This is a genomic window from Bradyrhizobium sp. 142, from assembly GCF_023074015.1.
GTDB lineage: Bacteria > Pseudomonadota > Alphaproteobacteria > Rhizobiales > Xanthobacteraceae > Bradyrhizobium.
The window spans coordinates 139314-158301 of sequence record NZ_JADPKQ010000110.1; the positions used below are offsets into that span (position 1 = coordinate 139314).

Below are 18988 nucleotides of genomic sequence, written 5' to 3' on the forward strand. Positions count from 1 at the left end.
ATGACCATCAACACCAATGAACTGCCGGTCGTCGCGCTGACGCCGGGCGATTGCACCGGCATCGGCCCCGAACAGATCGCGCGCATTCTCTCCGACGACCGGCTCGCTGACGCCGCGCGCCTCGTCGTCATCGGCGACGCCCGCGTGCTCGAAATGGGCATCGTGCAGGCCGGGGTGAAACTGAAGGTCGAGCGGATCGCCTCGCCAGACGCCGCTTTATGGCGCCGCGGCACGGTGCAGCTCGTCGATCTCGGCAACACCGATCCCGGCAAATTCCCGATCGGCAAGGCCAGCGCCGAGTCCGGCCGGTTGACCGGCGAGACGCTGTCGCGCGCGATCGATTTCGCAAAGGACGGCGAGGTTGATGCGATCACCTTCGCGCCTCTGAACAAGCGCGCGATGTTCGACGGCGGCTGGAAGTTTCCCGACGAGCACAAGATGTTTGCGTACCTGCTCGGGCACAAGACGTATTTTTCCGAGATGAACGTGCTGGACGGACAATGGATGTCGCGCGTCACCGGGCATCAGTCGCTGCGCGATGCGCTGGACGGCATTAATCCGGCGAGCATCACCGATGCGATCGAGCTGGTCGACCGGATGATGCGCAAGGCCGGTGTCGCCAAGCCACGAATTGCGGTGGCCGCGCTCAATCCGCATGCCGGCGAGGGCGGCCTGTTCGGTCGGGACGAGATCGAAATGATCCGGCCGACCGTGGAAGCCGCTGCAAAGACCGGGATCGCCTGCACCGGACCGTATCCCGCCGATACTGTGTATGTCCGGGCCTTCGCCGGCGAGTTCGACAGCGTGGTCGCGATGTATCACGACCAGGGCCAGATCGCGACCAAGCTGCGCGGCTTCAACCGCGGCGTCACCGTCACCGCGGGTCTCGAAACCGTCTTCACCACGCCGTCGCACGGCACTGCGTTCGACATCGTGGGCCAGGGCGTGGCCAAGACCGGCGCGTTGGAAAGTGCGGTCCGTCTCGCCGCGCAACTCGTATCGATCAAGGTCAAGGAGGCCTCTCATGCATACTGATCGCAGAACCCTGCTTCAGGCCGCGGCCGCGCTTCCGCTCGCGACCGTCGGCACCGGTGCCGCCTTCGCGCAAGCCCCGGCCGCGACGACTGCCGCCGCGCCACCCAAGGAGGTTACTCGCGCGCTGGCACATTATATCGTCACGGCGAGCTATGACGATCTGCCCGCCAATGTTCGGAAAGAGGGCGTCCGCACGCTTCTGAACTGGGTCGGCGTCGCGATCGGTGGCTCGCATCACCAGACGGTCGATATCGCGGTCGCGGCGCTCGGGCCGTTCTCCGGACCGCAGCAAGCCTCCCTGTTCGGGCGGCGCGAGCGGTTCGACATCATGAACGCGGCCTTCATCAACGGCGTGTCGAGCCACATCTTCGACTACGACGACACAAGACGATCATCCATCCCGCCGGCCCGGTGGCCTCGGCCGTCCTTGCCCTGTCGGAAATGCAGCCGGTCTCCGGCAAGGAATTCTTGAACGCGCTCGTGCTTGGCATCGAGACCGAGTGCAGGATCGGAAATGCCGTCTATCCCAACCACTACGATGTCGGCTGGCACATTACCGGCACGGCCGGCGTATTCGGCTCGGCGGCCGCCGTCGGCAAGCTGTTGAAGCTGAACGAGCAGCAGATGACCTGGGCGCTCGCACTGGCCGCGTCCCAACCGGTTGGTTTGCGGGAGTCCTTCGGCTCGATGAATAAGAGTTTCAACCCGGGTCGCGCAGCTTCCAGCGGCATCTTCGCGGCCATTCTGGCGTCGAAGAACTTCACCTCTTCCGACGCGATGATCGAGGCCAAGCGTGGCTGGGCCAATACGATCAGCACCAAGCAGGACTACAACGAGATCCTGGGCGATCTCGGCAAGCGCTATGAGGCCGCACTCAACACCTACAAGCCATTCGCCTGCGGGATCGTGTTGCATCCGGCGATCGATGCGGCAATCCAGCTCCGCAACGAGAACAAGCTGACCGCCGACCAGATCGAACGGGTCGACGTGAAGGTTCATCCGCTGGTGCTGGAGCTTACCGGCAAGAAGACGCCACGGCAGGGGCTAGAAGGCAAGTTCAGCATCTACCATGCGGTTGCGGCTGCGATCGTCGAAGGCGCCGGCGGCGAGAAACAGTTCAGCGATGCGCCGTGACCGATCCGACCATCGTCGCGCTGCGCGGCAAGGTGGGCCCGGTGATCACGGCCGGTATCAAGCCGGAACAGGTTGATCTGACCGTCGTGCTCAAGGACGGGCGCAAGCTGAACCGCTATATCGGGCATGCGATCGGCAGCGTTGAGGTGCCGATGACCGACAAACAGCTTGAGACGAAGTTTTCCGACCTCGCGGACGGCATCATCCCTGCCGCGATGATCCGGCGCGTCATGGATGCCTGCTGGAATGTCGAAGGTCTGCCGAACGCAGCGGAAATCGCTAAAATGTCAGTCTCAGCTTGACTCCGGAGAAGAGAAGCATGCCATCGCGCCGACGTTTCCTGCAAACTGCGGCCACGGCCGCGGCCGTCACGGCGACATGCGGAAGAGCTTGGGCCGCGGGGCCCGGCGTCACCGAGCGGCTTGCCCGCTACATGGTTGCCGCCCGCGATCAGGAACTTCCCGAGCAGGTCGTTCTCCAATGCAAGCATCGCATTCTCGATACGTTTGGTGCGATGGTCTCGGGCTCCCGTATGAAGCCCGGCGAGATGGCGTTGACATACGTTCGAAGCCTCGGCGGCGACGCCCAGGCCTCCGTCGTCGGCTCCGACTTCCGGACAACCGCGGTCAACGCGGCGCTTGCCAACGCCATGTGTGCCCACGCCGACGAGACCGATGATTTCGAGCCTGTCACCAAGGCGCACCCCGGATGCTCGGTGGTGCCTGCCGCGCTCGCCTTGGCCGAACGTGATCGTCGCAGCGGCCAGGAATTCATTCGCGCCGTCACACTCGGCTATGACCTGACCTGTCGTCTGCTGATGGCCTTGGGACCGGATCTCGTGCGCGGCTCACATCGCAGCGCGGAAGGAACCTCGTCGACATTCGGCGCCCTCGGTGCGGCCGCATCGCTGGCGCGCCTCGACGAGAAGAGAATGCGTTACGCGATCTCCTATTCTTCGCAGCAGGTCTCTGGCCTCTGGAGCTGGGTGAAGGACAAGGACCATATCGAGAAGGCGTTCGATTTTGCCGGCATGGGCGCGCGCAACGGTGTGATGGCTGTCGACATGGTGAAGGCTGGACTGACGGGTGTTGACGACGTGCTGGACGGCACCCACAATCTCTTCATCGCGCTGTCGACCGACCCAAAGCCCGAGGAGATGGTGAGGGATCTCGGCAGCCGCTTCTACGTCACGGAGACCGCGATCAAGACTTTTTCGGTCGGCTATCCCATCCAGTCGCCGCTGGATGCGATGCTGTCGCTCCGCAAGCAGCATGGTCTGACGCCGGACAACGTGCGCAGCATTCTTGTCAAGCTCCCGACCGACGCGATGGGAATCGTGGGCGAGAGCGTAATGCCGGACGTCAACTGCCAACATCTCGTGGCGGTTGCGCTCGTGAAGGGGGCTGTGTCGTTCAACGATAGCCATGATGTTGCCCTGACGCGCGATCCAAAGATTCTAGAGCAGCGCGCGAAGGTCACGCTGGCAGGTGACAAGGGGCTGATGGATCCGGCCGCGCCGCGTGGCGCGGTTGTCGAGGTGACGTTGGCCGATGGCAGGAAGATCGATCACTTCACAAAGTATCCGCCGGGAACGAAGGAGAACCCGCTCAACACCGAGGCCGTCAGTGCGAAGGCGCGGGATCTGATTCTTCCGGTCTTGGGAGCGGACAAGACGGAGAGACTGATCGGACAGATCGAGAAGCTGGAACGGCTGGACGACATTGCGGGACTACGACAGGCTTTTGCGGCCTAGTGCTGCGAAAATATAAACAGAAAAAACCATAGAGAAGGGAAGAATCATGACGGGCAAGGAGTTCCTCGCCGGATGCATCGGCGCAACCATGTTGCTGCACGGAGGCGCGTCGGCGGCGACGATCGAGATATCCGCCAACGACATCGGTGGGCAGGTGGTCAGCGACAGGGGCGCCGAAGCCGGCGTCTGGGTGATCGCCGAGACCAGGGACCTGCCGACCAAGTACGCGAAGGTGGTTGTGACCGACGATCAGGGCAGGTTCGTCATCCCCGAGCTCCCTGCCGCCTATTACAAGGTCTGGGTACGCGGCTATGGCCTTCAGGATACGTCCCAGCAGGAGGCCCGTCCCGGCAAGGTGCTGGATTTCAAGGCTGTTGCGGCCACGTCGAAGCAGGACGCGCAAAACTACCCGGGCATGTATTGGTATTCGATGCTCGACATTCCGAAGCCCGAAGAATTTCCGGGCACCGGCGACAAGGGCAACAAGATACCAGAGACCATGAAGTCGCAGGCGCAATGGGTCGATACGGTCAAGAACATGTGCCAGTCCTGCCACGCACTGGGATCGCGGGGCATCCGCGAAATTCCAAAGCTGTTCACGGACGGTTATGATTCCCACACCGCATGGGCGGTCCGCACCCAGGCCGGCCAGGCTCAGGAATATATGGCCACGGTTCTCGCCAGCATGGGGCCAGAGAAGGTCTACGACCTCTTTTCGAAATGGACCGATCGCGTCGCAGCCGGTGAATTGCCGTTCGACAGGCCTGAACGGCCGAAGGGCATCGAGCGCAATGTTGTTTACACCATGTGGGACTGGGCCGCGCCGACGCGCTACCAGCACGATGCGATATCGACCGACAAGCGCAACCCGCGCGTCAACGCCAACGGCCTGATCTACGGATCGTCGGAGGAAAGCTCCGATCTCGTGCCCACGCTCGACCCCGTGAAGAATGTCGCGGGCACCATCAAGCATCCCTATCTCGATCCGAATACGCCGTCGTCGACAGATGCCCCGCGCGGTCCGTCGGCCTATTGGGACGACGAGCCGATCTGGGATGGCCATACCAGCATCCATAACGTCATGATGGACGAGCTGGGCAAGGTCTGGTTCACCGCGCGCCTGCGCCCGCCGGCCAATCCGGACTATTGCAAAGGCTCGGACCTGCCGTCGGCCAAGGTCGCGCCGCAGGCAACCTCGTTGCGGCAGCTTTCACGCTTCGATCCGGCAACGGGCAAGTGGGACCTTATCAACACCTGCTTCACGACCCATCACCTCTACTTTGACGATGATGCCAGTCAGACGCTGTGGACCAGCTCCGGCGGTCCGGGCCTCGGCGGCGGCATCGTCGGCTGGCTCAACACCAAGCAGTATCGCGAGACGCTCGATGCCGTGAAATCGCAGGGCTGGACCCCACTGATCATCGACACCAATGGCAATGGCAAGCGTGACGCTTATGTCGAGCACAAGGACCCGCTCGATCCAACCAAGGACAAGCGCATCGCCGCGTCCTTCTACGGCATCATGCCGAACCCGGCCGACGACACAGTCTGGGGCCAGGCGATGGATCGTGGCTTCTCGCGCATCGACCAGCCTGGCTACATCGTCCGAGTGCTGCCGGGGCCTGATCCGGCCAACACTGCGCTCGCCGAAGTATACCAGCCGCCGGAGGGCATGTTTGGTCCGCGCGGTCTCGACATCGGACTCGACGGCGTGGTGTGGACGGTGTTGTCCAGCGGACATCTCGCAAGCTTCGATCGTAAGCTCTGCAAGGGCCCGCTCAACGGTCCGACTACCGCGGAAGGCAAGCAGTGTTCGGAGGGATGGAAATCCTGGCGTATGCCGGGACCGCAATTCAGAGGGCTCGATGCCGGCGGCAGCGCCAATCACGCCTACTATGTCTGGGTGGATCGCTACAACACGTTCGGGCTTGGCGCGAATGTGCCGATCGCCAGCGCCAACGGCAGCGAGTCGCTGCTGGCTCTCGTCAACGGCCAGTTCGTGAATCTGCGCAATCCATATCCGCTCGGTTTCTTCACCAAGAATGTCGACGGCCGTATCGACGATCCCAATGCAGGCTGGAAAGGTCGCGGCTTGTGGACCACCACGGGGACACGAGCGAGCTTCCATGGCGAGGGCGGCAAGGAGGCATCACCCAAAGTCTATAAAGTGCAGATGCGGCCGGATCCGCTGGCCCATTGATTGTTTGGCCTTTCGAATGACTGCTCTCAACGAGAGCACCAACTCCTTGGTGGAACGGTATCATGAAAAAGACGTCACGACGCAATGTGCTCACCGCCGCAGCCGCAATCACAGCGGCAGGTATCACCGACACGGCGCCAGCCGCCGCGCAAGCGGGGCCCAAGTCGATCTTCCCGGTGCCGATGGTGACGATCCCGATCGTCGGCGAAACCCAGGTATTTCAGGTCCGCCGCATCTACTGCATTGGGCGCAACTACGCGGCGCACGCGATCGAGCGCGGCTCGGATCCAAACCGCGAGCCGCCGTTCTTCTTTCAGAAGCCGACCGACGCGATCCAGAATGTCGCGATCGGCGAGATCGCCGATCATCCCTATCCGTCCCTGACGAAGAATTATCATCACGAGGTCGAGCTCGTTGCGGCGCTGAAATCCGGCGGCACCAACATCCCCGCCGAGAAGGCGCTCGATCACGTCTATGGCTATGCGCTCGGCCTCGACATGACCCGGCGCGACCTCCAGAACGGCATGGCCGCGGAGAAGAAGCCCTGGGAGATCGGCAAGAGCTTCGACTATGCCGCGGTGATCGGGCCGATTCATCCCGCCAGCAAGACGGGCCATTTCGAGAAGGGCGCCATCTCGCTGGCAGTGAACGGGACCGTGCGGCAGAGCTCGGATCTCAGCAAGATGATCTGGAGCGTTTCCGAGCAGATCGCAAAGCTCTCGGAAGCCTTCGAACTGAGGGCCGGCGACATCATCTATTCCGGTACGCCGGAGAATGTCGGCCCCGTTGTGAAGGGCGACGTGCTGCTGTGCAAGCTCGAGGGCCTGCCGGACATGTCGATCAAGGTTGTCTAGACGATTGTTGATGTGCCGAATGTCGCACTTACACCCAAGCGGGGGCCGAATGACGCCGGCAGCTTTGAAGGGAAGGAAGCGGATGATAAGGCTCCACAAAATGATTTCCGTTGTGGGATTGGCAGGACTGATTTTTTCGTCTGCCGTTGCCCAGACTTCCGATCCATCTATTTCGGTCGAAGGCGGCAAGATCCGAGGCATCCCCACCGACGTCGCGGGGGTCACCGTCTACAAGGCGGTGCCGTTCGCCGCGCCGCCGGTGGGCGACAACCGCTGGAAGGCGCCTCAGCCCGTGGTGTCATGGTCGGGGGTGAGAGAAAGCACCGCATGGCCGAACCGGTGCTACCAGCTCGCCAGCGCGAATCCGCCAGGGACCTTCTACTTCAACGAATATTATTGGGATCCATCCAGGAATCCGAAGGACAGCGAGGACTGCCTCTACCTGAACATCTGGGTTCCCCCGAAACCTGCCACCGGTTCGTTACCGGTGATGTTGTACTACCATGGCGGCGGCAATCGCCACGGCAACAATTCCGAGGTTGAGTTCAACGTGGCAAAGCTGGCAGCCAAGGGCATCATTGTTGTCTCGGCAGCCTATCGACTAAACATCATGGGTTTTCTCGCACTGCCTGGAATGAAAGACCAAGGAGCAGGAAACTTTGCGGTCCTCGACGCGGTGGAAGCACTGAAGTGGGTGAAAAAGAACATCGGCGCGTTCGGCGGCGACCCGGGCAATGTGACGATCGCCGGCCAGTCGGCCGGATCGCGCAACGTCAGAACTCTTCTTTCCACGCCGCTGGCCAAGGGTCTGTTCCATCGCGCGATCATGCACAGTAGCCCCACGGTGATGGCGCAACCGGGAAAGCCGAACTATGTGACGCTCGAAGACAAAATGGCCGCGGCCGGCCCGGTCTTTCAGAAATACTTCCCCGGCAGCACTCAGGACGACCTGAGGAAGCTCCCGATCGAGGAGTTTTACAAAGACCCGGCAAAGGCCGATGAGATGTACGGCGTGACGAGCAACATGTATGCAGTTATCGACGGTAACGTCCTGACCAGGGATTCGGTTGACCTGTTGAAGGAGGGCGCGCTCAATGGTGTGGACGTCATCATTGGCACGGTCGCCGACGAGAGGACCGCCCTGGACGGCGCGCCGGACAAGGTGATGGAAATTCCTGCCTTCCATGCCTATTGGAAAAAGCTTCTCGGTGAAGAGTTGTATGCCAGGTATTCGTTTGAAAAGCTCTACCCGGCCTCCACTAAGCTCGATGCTTACCGGCAGCACCTCAAAGCCCAGGCGGACCTGGTGCTGGAGCAGAACCGGATTGCGGGTCCACTCCTCACCGCCAGAAATCCGGCCAGCAGGGTGTATGTGTTTTACTTCGATCGCCCCCCGCCCGGACGTGATCGCGAGTTCTATGGCGCATGGCATTCGTCGGACCTCTGGTACACCTTCAACTCCCTTCGCAATGATCCAGGTCAACGCCAGTGGAGTCCCTATGACTTCGAACTTGCGGAGCAGGCGTCGTCGATGTGGGTCAATTTCGTCAAGACCGGCGACCCCAACGGAGACACCTTGCCGACCTGGTCCCGGAGCACCCGAGCCAACAGCGGCACCTATCTGTCGTTCGACGAGAAGTCGACGCGCTCCACGAACGACTCGCCATATTTGGGCACGAGTGCCGAAGGTCGAAGCAGGCTGTTCCACGACTACCAGATGAAGTTCTACGGTGTGAGCGAATAGCCTGGAGCATGTAGTGAAGCGGTCCCCGTTCGGAACGACAAGTTTCTGAAAGTCGTGACATTTGAAGGACGTCGTTTCGCGCCGATTTGCAGAGGGGAGGAGCGACCGCGCTACGCGGCATGTCGAGCAATCATGCCGATAGCGAGGCGGCGCCGAAAACGCGCCCCCTTTCGAGTCTCCGCGATATCGATCGCTTTCGTCCGATCGTGGACTTTCGAGCTGAGTTCGCTCCAGTGCCCCCTTAGCTGTTTCAAGCGAAGATTGGATGAGGTATCACGCGTCCGGCTGCCAGATAGATCCAGTATTTACGGAATCGATCGTTGCTCTTAAGTCGGCGACCTTTCGACCGACATCGTCAGTTCTCTGCGCTCGGAGACGATTCTCCTGATTAATGCTTGCTCGCTGGAATCAGGCAGAGCCCGAGCCCAAGTACGCGCGCACATACCCCGCTGGAAGATAAGGAAAATCTGGCGCACCCGACACGATTCGAACGTGTGACCTTTGCCTTCGGAGGGCAACGATCATTCTTCGAGCCCAATATGGGCCGAAGCTTTCGCAAGTCTGCGGTTCTGATTGCGCAAACGCCAACCTCGGGATCGCCGTCTGCAGGTTTCCTTGCTCTATCGCCGCCAAATCTACGATGGCGCTTGTTCTATCCTAGCTAGGCGTCGCCAGAGCGGCCCGTTACTTTGCACGGGATTGGTAAGGAGGGTTGAAACTAGCGCGGTACTGCATGAACTCCTTCGGTACTGCAATGCTGTACCGAAGAAAGTGCGGCGCCATCAAGGGACGAACCGGCGATCGACTTAAGAACTTGAAATGAAAGGAAAATGCCCCAATAGTCAGCTTTGAACTTCAGTCGGCCCAAAAATCAGCTATTCCGGATCAGATGATAAAGCGAAATAACATCAATATGTTATCGCATCGATTTTGCATTGCACCCATGATGGATTGGACCGACCGGCATTGCCGGGTCTTTCACCGTCATCTGAGCCGTCGGGCGCTGCTCTATACGGAGATGCTGACCACCGGTGCGGTCATTCGCGGCGACCAGGAGCGGTTGCTCGGGTTCGACGCGCTCGAGCACCCGGTTGCGCTTCAGCTTGGCGGCTCGGATCCACGCCAGCTCGCAGAGGCCGCGCGGATCGGGCAGGACTTCGGCTATGACGAGATCAATCTCAATGTCGGCTGCCCGTCCGATCGCGTGAAGGATGGCCGCTTTGGCGCCTGCCTGATGGCGGAGCCGCAGCTCGTAGCGGCGTGTGTCGAAGCGATGAAGCGCGCGGTCGCCGTTCCCGTCACGGTGAAATGCCGCATCGGCATCGATGACCAGGATCCGGAACCGGCACTCGATGCACTCGCGCGAGCGGTGGTCGCGTCCGGCTGCGACGCGCTGATCGTGCATGCCCGCAAGGCCTGGCTGAACGGTCTGTCGCCGAAGGAGAACCGCGACCTCCCGCCGCTCGACTACGACCGCGTCTACCGGCTCAAGCGCGCGATGCCGGATGTGCCGGTCATCATCAATGGCGGCATCGGTGGCATCGACGAGACGAGGGCGCATCTTTCCCATGTCGACGGCGTGATGCTCGGACGCGCCGCCTATCAAGAGCCGTGGCGGCTGCTCGCGGTCGATGCCGACATCTTCGGCGAGGCGGCGCCGCATGCGACCATGCAGGACGTGCTCGAGGCGATGATGCCCTATATCGAGCAGCAGCTCGCGCGCGGAACGCGGCTACACGCCATCACACGGCATTTCGTCGGCGCGTTCCACGCCGTGCCCGGCGCGCGCGCCTTCCGCCGCCATCTCGCCGAGCAAGGGACGAAGCCGGGCGCAGACACAGGCGTGCTGCGCGATGCGATCGCACGCGTTGCTACATGCGCGCCGGCCGAGGCGGCTGCCTAGTCACAGGCATTCGGGGTCCGTTTGCTCCTAGTCGACCGCTGTGCGCGAGCGGCGGTGGCCGCCCTGAAGCTCCGGATAGCCGGTGAGCATCAGTTTGTCGGAACGCACGCCCCAGCTCTCCAGGCGATCAAGGAAACTCATGCCGAGCAGGTTGGTTTTCATCTGTCCGCGCTGCACGACCAGCGCCGGCACCGATTTCTCGACGAGGTGGCCGACGGCGAGACGGTCGAGCGTGAGTCGGGCCGCCTTGGTGTGACCGCCCGCGGTCTCGAGGTCGACATCATACTCGAGCATCTCCAGCGGCAGCCCGATCGCTCTCGCGGTTTCCCAGGTCAGGACGACCGAGGTCGCGCCGGTATCGATCACCATCGGTGCGACAACGCCGTTGATCTTGGCGCGCAGCGCGAACTCGCCGGCCTGGCCGCGCTGAATCTGCACCGCGGGCGCGGGTGATGCAGCCTGTCCGCGGAACATGTGCGAGACCCTGTGGCTGGCGCGTACGATCTGGTCGGGATCGCCATAGGCGACGACGGCACCAGCGGTGCAGGCGAGCATGACGAGAACGAGCAGGAAGCGAATCATCGCACGCCTCCACGCGCGCGCACGCTGGTCAGGCGCGCTTCGACAATCCCGCGATCGGCTGCAATCCGGCTGCCGACATGCGTGCCGGCAGCATCGCCATCACTGTGAGCCGCTCCGCACTGTCCATGGCGTGCCAGCGCGCGATCTCGGGCAGCGTGCGGCCGCAGCCGAAGCACAGCTTGGTTTTGGGGTCGATCATGCAGACGGCGACGCACGGCGTGTCTTTGCTCATTTTGGCATAGTGAGGGTTCGTCGGGCATTTCTGCAAGCATCTGTTTAAGAGCCCGTGCCTGCGCTCATGATTGGCTTGTGGCGCGGCCGGCGCTTCTCGTCGGGCATCGCGGAACTCTCCGGCTGGAGCGGCGGCGCATCCTCCGACAGCGGCGCCAGCGCGCTCATCACGCGTTCTGGCGGGAAGGTGACGATCACCTCGGTGCCGATCCGCAGCTTCGATTTCAGCGTGAACGTGCCGCCATGCAGGTCGATCAGGTTCTTTGCGATGGGCAGGCCGAGGCCCGCACCCTGCTCGGCCGATTTGATCGAGTTGGAGCCCTGGCCGAACGAGGCTAGCACGACGTGGATCTCGTCCTCGGGAATTCCGGAGCCGGTATCCTTCACGGAAAGATATTGCCCGCCCGACGCGGTCCAGCCGGCCTTGAGCCAGATCTCGCCGCCCTGCGGGGTGAACTTGATCGAGTTGGACAGCAGATTGAGCACGACCTGACGGATTGCACGTTCGTCGGCCCACAGGCGCGGCATGCCCTGCTCGAACACTTCGTGGATGGTGATGCCGCGGCTGGAGGCGCGCAGCTTCATCAGATGATGGCAGTCGGCGACGATGCCGACAAGCGACACCGCTTCCTCGTTCAGCTCGTAGCGGCCGGCTTCGATCCGCGACAGATCCAGGATCTCGTTGATGAGGTTGAGCAGATGTACGCCGGAATTGTGGATGTCGCCGGAGTACTCCTTGTAGACGGGCACCGCATGCGCACCAAAAATCTCGCTCTTCATCACCTCGGAGAAGCCGAGGATCGCGTTGAGTGGCGTGCGCAGCTCGTGGCTCATCTGCGCCAGGAAGCGCGACTTGGCGACGTTGGCGGCTTCGGCCCGGTGACGTGCCTCGTCCGAGATCGCCTTGGCCTGTTCGAGTTCGCCGATGAGTGCGTCCTTCTCGGCGCGCGCCTCCAGCGTGGCGAAGGTCGAAGAGTGCAGCTGGTGCGCCAGCAATACGAAATAGCCTTCGGCCGAGAGAGCCAGCGCCGCCAGGATGTAATTGTCCAGCGAGCCGGTCATCGCAAAGCTGAGCGCCATCGCAACCGCGACCGGCGCGGTGGCGGCAAGGGCTGCGATCGGCAGATTGGCCGCCAGCATGCTCGATACTGCGATCACCAGCAGCATCAGGAACATCATCAGCGTTTCCGTGACCGTGTCGAGCACGGGATGGATCAAGATTGCCATCCAGCACAGGCCATAGAGCAGGTCGAGCACGACGAAGCGCGTCCGCCATACGCGCGTCGCTGTGGGTGATGACGTCTCGCTCAGGAAACGCCGGCAGCTGCGGGTCATCGCGACATGGATGCAGAGCATGCCTGCGGTCCAGGCCGCGGCCGGGATCGGCTGCATCCAAAGCCCGAACAGCACGCCGGTCGCCACCACCAGCAGCATCACGACATAGGAGGCCGACAGTCTTGTCTGGGCATATTGACGGAGCAACTCTGCATCGAAGGCGGGCCGGGTTCCGCTGGTCGACGTTAACTTGTCGCGCGCCTCGCGCACTCGCTGCGCCGCCGCTCGGCGACTGCTCGCCGATGGCGCGCTCACCGGCTCGGCCGGAAGCTGCACAACCTCGGGCTTTTCAGCGGCTTTACTCATCGAACAACAACAACAATTCCTGCCCGCGCGAGACGGGCTTTCTGCATTGTCTATCTCTGGCAAGAAATCCTTAAGAGGTGACTTAAGGAGCTAAAGAATTACGTTAACCGGGCGTTAATTTGCATCCGGTCCACGCCGCTCACTGCAGCAGCGCTTGCTGCGCCACGTAGACCACGGCCCCCGCCAGATATCCGGCGAGCGCCGGAACTGCGATGCGACGGGCGTACCAGAGGAACTCGATGCGCTCGAGCCCCATGGCGGCAACGCCAGCGGCCGAACCGATGATCAGGATCGATCCGCCGGTCCCCGCGCAATAGGCGATGAACTCCCAGAGGAAGCTGTCGGGCGGATAATGCGCGATGTCGTACATGCCCATGGTCGCGGCGACCAGCGGCACGTTGTCGATGACGGCGCTGAGAAGGCCGAGCACGACGACGATGATATCCTGGCGGCCGATGGTCGCATCCAGCCATCTGGCCAGCATGGACAGCAGGCCGGCATGTTCGAGGCAGGCGACCGCGAGCAGGATGCCGAGGAAGAACACAATCGAGCCCATGTCGATCCGCGTCAGCGCGTTGGCGAGCGACAGGGGACTGCGCACGTGCTCGTCCTTGTCGCGATGAACGATCTCGCCCACCAGCCACACGAGGCCGAGCCCGAGCAGCACGCCCATGAAGGGCGGCAGGTGTGTGACCGTCTTGAAGACGGGCACCGCGATCAGCACGCCGAGCCCGAGATAGAACATCACGTTCCGCTCGAACGGAGCGACCCTCTGCAATCCGTCGTCCTTCATCGGCGGCGCGATGGTCTTGCCCCTGAGCGAAAAGCTGACGAATGCGAGCGGCACCAGCAGGTTGAGCAGCGACGGCAGGAACACGGCGCTCATGATGTTGAGCGGGCTGATCTGGCCGCCGATCCACAGCATGGTCGTGGTGACGTCGCCGATCACGGTCCATGCGCCGCCGGCGTTGGCGGCGATGACAATGAGGGATGCGAACAGCAGCCGGTCCTCGCGCCGCGCGATCAGCCGCTGAGTCAGCGAGATCATGACGATGGTGGTCGTCAGATTGTCGAGGATCGCGCTCAGGAAGAACGCCACGAATCCGACCAGCCATATCAGCTTGACCTGGCTGGTCGTGCCGATGCGGGAGGTGATGACTTCGAAGCCGTCATGGGCATCGATCACCTCGACGATGGTCATCGCGCCGATCAGAAAGAACACGATCTGCGCGGTGGAGGCGACGGATTCGTCGAGCTGACGGCCGATCAGCGCGTGGTCGCCCGTCAAAATCGCGTAGATGGTCCAGAGCAGCCCAGCGCCGATCAGCGCCGAAGCGCTCTTGTTAACGCCGAGCGGATGCTCGAGCGCGATCGCCGCATAGGCCAGGACGAAGATTGCGGCGATCGCGGTCAGCAAGGCAGCTTCAATCCTTCAGATGTCAGCGTGCGAGGCGCGCGAGCAGGCTGGACGTGTCCCAGCGCTTGCCGCCCATCTTCTCGACCTCGGCATAGAACTGGTCGACCAGCGCGGTCACCGGCAGGTTGGCCCCGTTGCGGCGGGCCTCGGCGATGCAGATCGAGAGATCCTTGCGCATCCATTCCACCGCAAAACCGAAATCGTACTTATCCTCGTTCATGGTCTTGTAGCGGTTCTCCATCTGCCAGGACTGTGCCGCACCCTTGGAGATCACCTCGATCACCGAAGCGACATCGAGACCGGATTTCTTGGCAAAGTGGATGCCCTCGGAGAGGCCCTGGACGAGCCCGGCGATGCAGATCTGGTTGACCATTTTCGTCAGTTGGCCGGAGCCCGCAGGCCCTAGCAATTTGCACATCCGTGCATAGGCGGCGATGACCGGCTCGGCGCCGGCATAGGCATCCGCCGCGCCGCCGCACATCACCGTCAGCGCGCCGTTCTCGGCGCCGGCCTGGCCGCCGGAGACCGGCGCGTCGATGAACTTGAAACCGGTCTTGGTCGCGGCCGCATCGAGCTCACGGGCGACCTCGGCCGAGGCGGTGGTGTGATCGACGAAGGTCGCGCCCTTCTTCATGCCGGCAAACGCGCCGTCGGCGCCGATCGTGACCGCGCGCAAATCATTGTCGTTGCCAACGCAGCACATCACGAAATCCTGCCCCTCGGCGGCGGCCTTCGGGGTCGGTGCTGTGTTGCCACCGAACTTGTCCGCCCACTCCTTCGCCTTGGCCGCGGTGCGGTTGTAGACGGTGACCTCATGGCCCCCTTTTTTGACGAGGTGTCCGGCCATGGGGAAGCCCATCACGCCGAGACCGAGGAAAGCGACTTTAGCCATGTGTGGTACCTTGTCGGTAGTTTGGGTTTTACGGTTCTTGCCGGGCGCGGGACGCCAGCGGGGGTCTTCAAGTTCCGCTGCGAGGCGGATCGGAGGCGCACCATAAACCGTTGCGCCGGGAGGGCAACGGCTTCGTTTGGCGGCCTCCTGTGCTAGGATGTCGGGACGACCAAGGACTTCAAAAAAGGGAGCGAAAGCATGGGCGTGAGCGTTGGCGTGCTCGATCATTTCAACATCCGGACCCGCAAGCTGGCCGAGACGGTCCGCTTCTACGAGGACGTGCTGGGCCTGGAAAAAGGCGCCCGGCCGAATTTCGCTTTCCCGGGGGCCTGGATGTACAGCGAGGGCAAGCCGGTGGTGCATCTCGTCGATATTTCACCGACCTCGGAGCCGCAAAAACCGGACTCCGGAGTTGTCCACCATGTCGCCTTCGCCAGCCGTGGCTTTGAAGGCATGAAGCAGCGCCTCGCTGCCAAGGGCATGAAATTCGACTCGCGCCAGGTGCCCGGCGGCGAGCTCTGGCAGATCTTCGTCCACGACCCCAACGGGGTGATGATCGAGCTCAATTACGAGGCGGCCAAGGAGCAGGGGGCCGCGCCTGCCGAGATGGCTGACGATATCGGCAGGCAGTAGCCTTTTGGGCGTTTCCGCTCTAATGGGGCAGATCTTGAATTCAGGAGATGCGCTTTGAGCGTGACGCAGCAACAGGTTTTGGACAGCCTTAGCCGGATCAAATCGCCGCGCGGGGTCGCGCTCACCAATGCCAATGTGCTGAGCGCGATCAGCGCGTCCGACGGCAAGGTTTTCTTCTCGATCAACGTCGATGCCGCCGAGGCCCGGGCCTGGGAATCGGTCCGTGCCGAGGCTGAAGCCGCCGTGCGCGCCATTCCGGGGGTCACCACCGCGATGGTGGCGCTGACCGCCGAACGCAAGGCCGGCGCCGCGCCGCCCCCGCCGCCAACTCCGAGCCGCGGCACGCCGGGCGTGCAGCCGGTGCATGCCCACAAGCCGCCGCAGGGCGGCGCCTCGCCGATGGCGCGGCAATCCGAGATTCCGGGCGTCGCTGCCGTGATCGCGGTGGCCTCGGGCAAGGGCGGCGTCGGCAAGTCGACCACCGCGCTCAATCTGGCGCTGGGCCTGCGCGACCTCGGCCTCAGGGTCGGGCTGCTCGATGCCGACATCTACGGCCCCTCGGTGCCGCGCTTGACCGGCCTGCGCGAAAAGCCGGCACTGAACGACGCGCGCAAGATGATTCCGCTCAGGCGCTACGGCCTCGCCATCATGTCGATCGGCTTCCTGGTCGAGGAAGAGACCGCGATGATCTGGCGCGGCCCGATGGTGATGTCGGCGGTGACGCAGATGTTGCGTGACGTCGAATGGGGCGAGCTCGACGTGCTGGTCGTCGACATGCCGCCCGGCACCGGCGATGCCCAGCTCACGCTGGCGCAGAACGTGCCGCTGAAGGGCGCCGTCATCATCTCGACTCCGCAGGATCTGTCCCTGATCGATGCACGGCGGGGGCTTGCGATGTTCAGGAAGGTCAACGTGCCCGTGCTCGGCATCGTCGAGAACATGAGCTATTTCCAGTGCCCGCACTGCGGCACGAAGTCTGACATCTTCGGCCATGGCGGAGCGCGGCACGAGGCCGAGAAGCTCGGCGTGCCGTTCCTGGGCGAGATCCCCCTGCACATGGCGATTCGCGCCACCTCGGATGCTGGTAACCCCGTGGTCGACAGCGAGCCGGGCGGGCCTCATGCGGCGATCTATCGCGCCATTGCGGGGCAGGTCCGCGATCAGCTCAAGGGCGTCATTGCCGCACTCTGAGCCGGGCGCATGGGCAGACATGCGACTTTCGTCGAGCACTGTCATGCCAATGTCGCGTTCCGCAAGCGGGACTTCCGTGTTAAAGGCCCCCGGCAGTCAAGCCCCCTTCGGTTCGACGCGGCCTAGAACGCGCCCGCCGGAATGAGCGGCGGCAAAGAGGAAGTCTAGGGGAAACGCCCCAGCAAGGAGAGACCTGAAGATGAAGCGTCGTGATTTCTTGAAAGTGTCGGCAGCAGGCGCGGCGGCGACCGCGGTGGCCTCGCCGGCGATCGCGCAGTCCTCGCCCGAGGTGAAGTGGCGCCTGACGTCGAGCTTCCCGAAGTCGCTCGACACCATCTATGGCGGCGGCGAGCAGGTGGCGAAGTACGTCGCCGAAATGACCGACAACAAATTCCAGATCCAGGTGTTCGCCGCGGGCGAAGTCGTCCCAGCCCTCCAGGCGCTCGACGCAACCTCGAACGGCACGGTCGAGATGTGCCACACCGTCTCCTACTACTATGTCGGCAAGGATCCGACCTTCTCGATCTTTGCGTCGGTGCCGTTCGGCCTCAATGCGCGTCAGCAGAATTCCTGGCTCTACCAGGGCGGCGGCAACGAGCTCGCCAACGAGTTCTTCAAGAAGTCGAACGTGATCGGGTTCCCCTGCGGCAACACCGGCACGCAGATGGGCGGCTGGTTCCGCAAGGAGATCAAGACGGTCGCCGATCTCTCGGGCCTCAAGATGCGCATCGGCGGCATCGCCGGCCAGGTGCTCCAGAAGGTCGGCGTGGTGCCACAGCAGCTCGGCGGTGGCGACATCTATCCGGCGCTGGAAAAGGGCACCATCGACGCGGCCGAGTGGGTCGGCCCCTACGATGACGAGAAGCTCGGCTTCGCCAAGGTCGCCAAGTACTACTATTATCCCGGCTTCTGGGAGGGCGGCCCGACGGTGCATTCCTTCGTCAATCTGGAAAAGTGGAACCAGCTGCCGAAGAACTACCAGGCGATCCTGACCAACGCGATGGCCAACGCCAACAGCTGGATGGCCGCGCGCTACGACATGCAGAACCCGGGGGCGCTGAAGCGTCTGGTCGCCGGCGGCACCCAGCTTCGACCCTTCACCAACGAGGTGCTGGAAGCCTGCCTCAAGGCGACCAACGAATTGTGGGCCGAGATCTCGGCCAAGAACCCCGACTTCAAGAAGTCGATCGACGCCATGCAGGCCTACCGCTCCGACGAATATCTCTGGTGGCAGGTCGCCGAATACACCTACGACAGCTTCATGATCCGCTCGCGCACCCGCGGCTGATCTGCGCGCTAGTCGCAAACGACAGAGCCCGGCCTCCTTCGCGAGGCCGGGCTTTTCTTTGGTGCGCCCAGCATGGGTGCACTCTTATGGGTGAAAGTCCCATCGTGAGTTGATCACAACGAGCGAAGTGAAGCGCAACTGCATGAGGGCGACCGATTGTGGGGAGGAAGCGTGGAACGAAGCTGCGGGCCGATGGACAAGAACCGGATAGAAGGCGTTGCCGACCAGGGCGAGCGGGCCAGAAACCGCGAAGCTCTCGTGATCAAGGGGAAGCGGCGTAGATCCGGCGGCCGTGCAGTGAAGGAGTGCGTTCTTACCTGGGGAGATCTCGCCTTGTGCCCGAAAGGGCGACGGTGTCGAGCCGGAGCGAGAAGTCAGCCGAGGCCGTAGTAGTCGGTGGGAAGGCTGCGAAGCCGTCCCGCAGGCGAAGGGCCGAACGAGAGGGAGTGTTCGAGGCCATGCCGATGTGGCGAGCATCGCATCAGATGCC

The 18988-nt window shown here is 62.8% G+C and carries 14 protein-coding genes and 1 pseudogene; 10 read left to right on the top strand and 5 right to left on the bottom strand.

All coding sequences use genetic code 11. The annotated features are described in order from the left end of the window. The 7 genes and pseudogenes from IVA82_RS11355 (at nt 1) to dusA (ending at nt 10623) form a co-directional block, all read left to right on the top strand. Nucleotides 1-1035, top strand: a complete 1035-nt coding sequence (locus tag IVA82_RS11355) for a 4-hydroxythreonine-4-phosphate dehydrogenase PdxA (RefSeq protein WP_247391463.1) — start codon at nt 1-3, stop codon at nt 1033-1035. Beyond that, nucleotides 1025-2471, top strand: a pseudogene (locus IVA82_RS11360) (MmgE/PrpD family protein). Before IVA82_RS11355 ends, IVA82_RS11360 begins: the two are co-directional and overlap by 11 nt. Before the next feature lie 17 nt (nt 2472-2488). Beyond that, nucleotides 2489-3922: an MmgE/PrpD family protein gene (locus tag IVA82_RS11365; RefSeq protein WP_247391465.1), complete on the top strand. Its 1434-nt coding sequence runs from the start codon at nt 2489-2491 to the stop codon at nt 3920-3922. Nucleotides 3923-3968: 46 nt separating this feature from the next. Then, on the top strand, nt 3969-6122 hold the full coding sequence (locus tag IVA82_RS11370) for a carboxypeptidase-like regulatory domain-containing protein (RefSeq protein ID WP_247391467.1): 2154 nt from the start codon (nt 3969-3971) through the stop codon (nt 6120-6122). Between the two features lie 62 nt (nt 6123-6184). Next, complete coding sequence (locus IVA82_RS11375; RefSeq protein WP_247391469.1) at nt 6185-6976, top strand: fumarylacetoacetate hydrolase family protein; 792 nt, start codon at nt 6185-6187, stop codon at nt 6974-6976. Nucleotides 6977-7076: 100 nt separating this feature from the next. After that, nucleotides 7077-8720: a carboxylesterase family protein gene (locus IVA82_RS11380; protein ID WP_247493301.1), complete on the top strand. Its 1644-nt coding sequence runs from the start codon at nt 7077-7079 to the stop codon at nt 8718-8720. Nucleotides 8721-9609: 889 nt separating this feature from the next. Then, the gene (gene dusA, locus IVA82_RS11385) at nt 9610-10623 is read left to right on the top strand and encodes a tRNA dihydrouridine(20/20a) synthase DusA (RefSeq protein WP_256469644.1); all 1014 of its coding nucleotides are present in this window, start codon (nt 9610-9612) and stop codon (nt 10621-10623) included. 27 nt (nt 10624-10650) lie between these two features. Here dusA and IVA82_RS11390 read toward each other — a convergent pair whose 3' ends face one another. The 5 genes from IVA82_RS11390 to IVA82_RS11410 form a co-directional block, all read right to left on the bottom strand. Continuing rightward, on the bottom strand, nt 10651-11205 hold the full coding sequence (locus tag IVA82_RS11390; RefSeq protein WP_247391475.1) for a TIGR02281 family clan AA aspartic protease: 555 nt from the start codon (nt 11203-11205) through the stop codon (nt 10651-10653). Nucleotides 11206-11233: 28 nt separating this feature from the next. After that, nucleotides 11234-11437 (bottom strand): DUF1289 domain-containing protein, encoded by a 204-nt coding sequence (locus tag IVA82_RS11395; RefSeq protein WP_247391477.1) that lies wholly within the window; start codon nt 11435-11437, stop codon nt 11234-11236. A gap of 44 nt (nt 11438-11481) precedes the next feature. Then, nucleotides 11482-13077, bottom strand: a complete 1596-nt coding sequence (locus tag IVA82_RS11400) for a HAMP domain-containing sensor histidine kinase (RefSeq protein WP_148739543.1) — start codon at nt 13075-13077, stop codon at nt 11482-11484. A 139-nt stretch (nt 13078-13216) separates the two neighbouring features. Then, on the bottom strand, nt 13217-14494 hold the full coding sequence (nhaD, locus tag IVA82_RS11405) for a sodium:proton antiporter NhaD (RefSeq protein WP_247391478.1): 1278 nt from the start codon (nt 14492-14494) through the stop codon (nt 13217-13219). A 22-nt stretch (nt 14495-14516) separates the two neighbouring features. After that, the gene (locus IVA82_RS11410) at nt 14517-15386 is read right to left on the bottom strand and encodes an NAD(P)-dependent oxidoreductase (RefSeq protein ID WP_247391480.1); all 870 of its coding nucleotides are present in this window, start codon (nt 15384-15386) and stop codon (nt 14517-14519) included. Nucleotides 15387-15584: 198 nt separating this feature from the next. On the opposite strand from IVA82_RS11410, the gene IVA82_RS11415 reads away from it, so the two are divergent. The 3 genes from IVA82_RS11415 (at nt 15585) to IVA82_RS11425 (ending at nt 18498) form a co-directional block, all read left to right on the top strand. Beyond that, nucleotides 15585-16019, top strand: a complete 435-nt coding sequence (locus IVA82_RS11415) for a VOC family protein (protein ID WP_247391483.1) — start codon at nt 15585-15587, stop codon at nt 16017-16019. 54 nt (nt 16020-16073) lie between these two features. Continuing rightward, on the top strand, nt 16074-17210 hold the full coding sequence (locus IVA82_RS11420) for an Mrp/NBP35 family ATP-binding protein (RefSeq protein WP_247391485.1): 1137 nt from the start codon (nt 16074-16076) through the stop codon (nt 17208-17210). Between the two features lie 199 nt (nt 17211-17409). After that, entirely contained in the window at nt 17410-18498 is a 1089-nt protein-coding gene (locus IVA82_RS11425) for a TRAP transporter substrate-binding protein (protein WP_247391486.1), read from the top strand. The last annotated feature ends 490 nt before the right edge of the window (nt 18499-18988 follow it).

Bases quoted from the DNA above. Each gene is read 5' to 3' on its own strand.
- IVA82_RS11355 (WP_247391463.1), top strand. From the start codon at position 1: ATGACCATCAACACCAATGAACTGCCGGTCGTCGCGCTGACGCCGGGC.
- IVA82_RS11365 (WP_247391465.1), top strand. From the start codon at position 2,489: ATGCCATCGCGCCGACGTTTCCTGCAAACTGCGGCCACGGCCGCGGCC.
- IVA82_RS11370 (WP_247391467.1), top strand. From the start codon at position 3,969: ATGACGGGCAAGGAGTTCCTCGCCGGATGCATCGGCGCAACCATGTTG.
- IVA82_RS11375 (WP_247391469.1), top strand. From the start codon at position 6,185: ATGAAAAAGACGTCACGACGCAATGTGCTCACCGCCGCAGCCGCAATC.
- IVA82_RS11380 (WP_247493301.1), top strand. From the start codon at position 7,077: ATGATTTCCGTTGTGGGATTGGCAGGACTGATTTTTTCGTCTGCCGTT.
- dusA (WP_256469644.1), top strand. From the start codon at position 9,610: ATGATAAAGCGAAATAACATCAATATGTTATCGCATCGATTTTGCATT.
- IVA82_RS11390 (WP_247391475.1), bottom strand. From the start codon at position 11,205: ATGATTCGCTTCCTGCTCGTTCTCGTCATGCTCGCCTGCACCGCTGGT.
- IVA82_RS11395 (WP_247391477.1), bottom strand. From the start codon at position 11,437: ATGAGCAAAGACACGCCGTGCGTCGCCGTCTGCATGATCGACCCCAAA.
- IVA82_RS11400 (WP_148739543.1), bottom strand. From the start codon at position 13,077: ATGAGTAAAGCCGCTGAAAAGCCCGAGGTTGTGCAGCTTCCGGCCGAG.
- IVA82_RS11410 (WP_247391480.1), bottom strand. From the start codon at position 15,386: ATGGCTAAAGTCGCTTTCCTCGGTCTCGGCGTGATGGGCTTCCCCATG.
- IVA82_RS11415 (WP_247391483.1), top strand. From the start codon at position 15,585: ATGGGCGTGAGCGTTGGCGTGCTCGATCATTTCAACATCCGGACCCGC.
- IVA82_RS11425 (WP_247391486.1), top strand. From the start codon at position 17,410: ATGAAGCGTCGTGATTTCTTGAAAGTGTCGGCAGCAGGCGCGGCGGCG.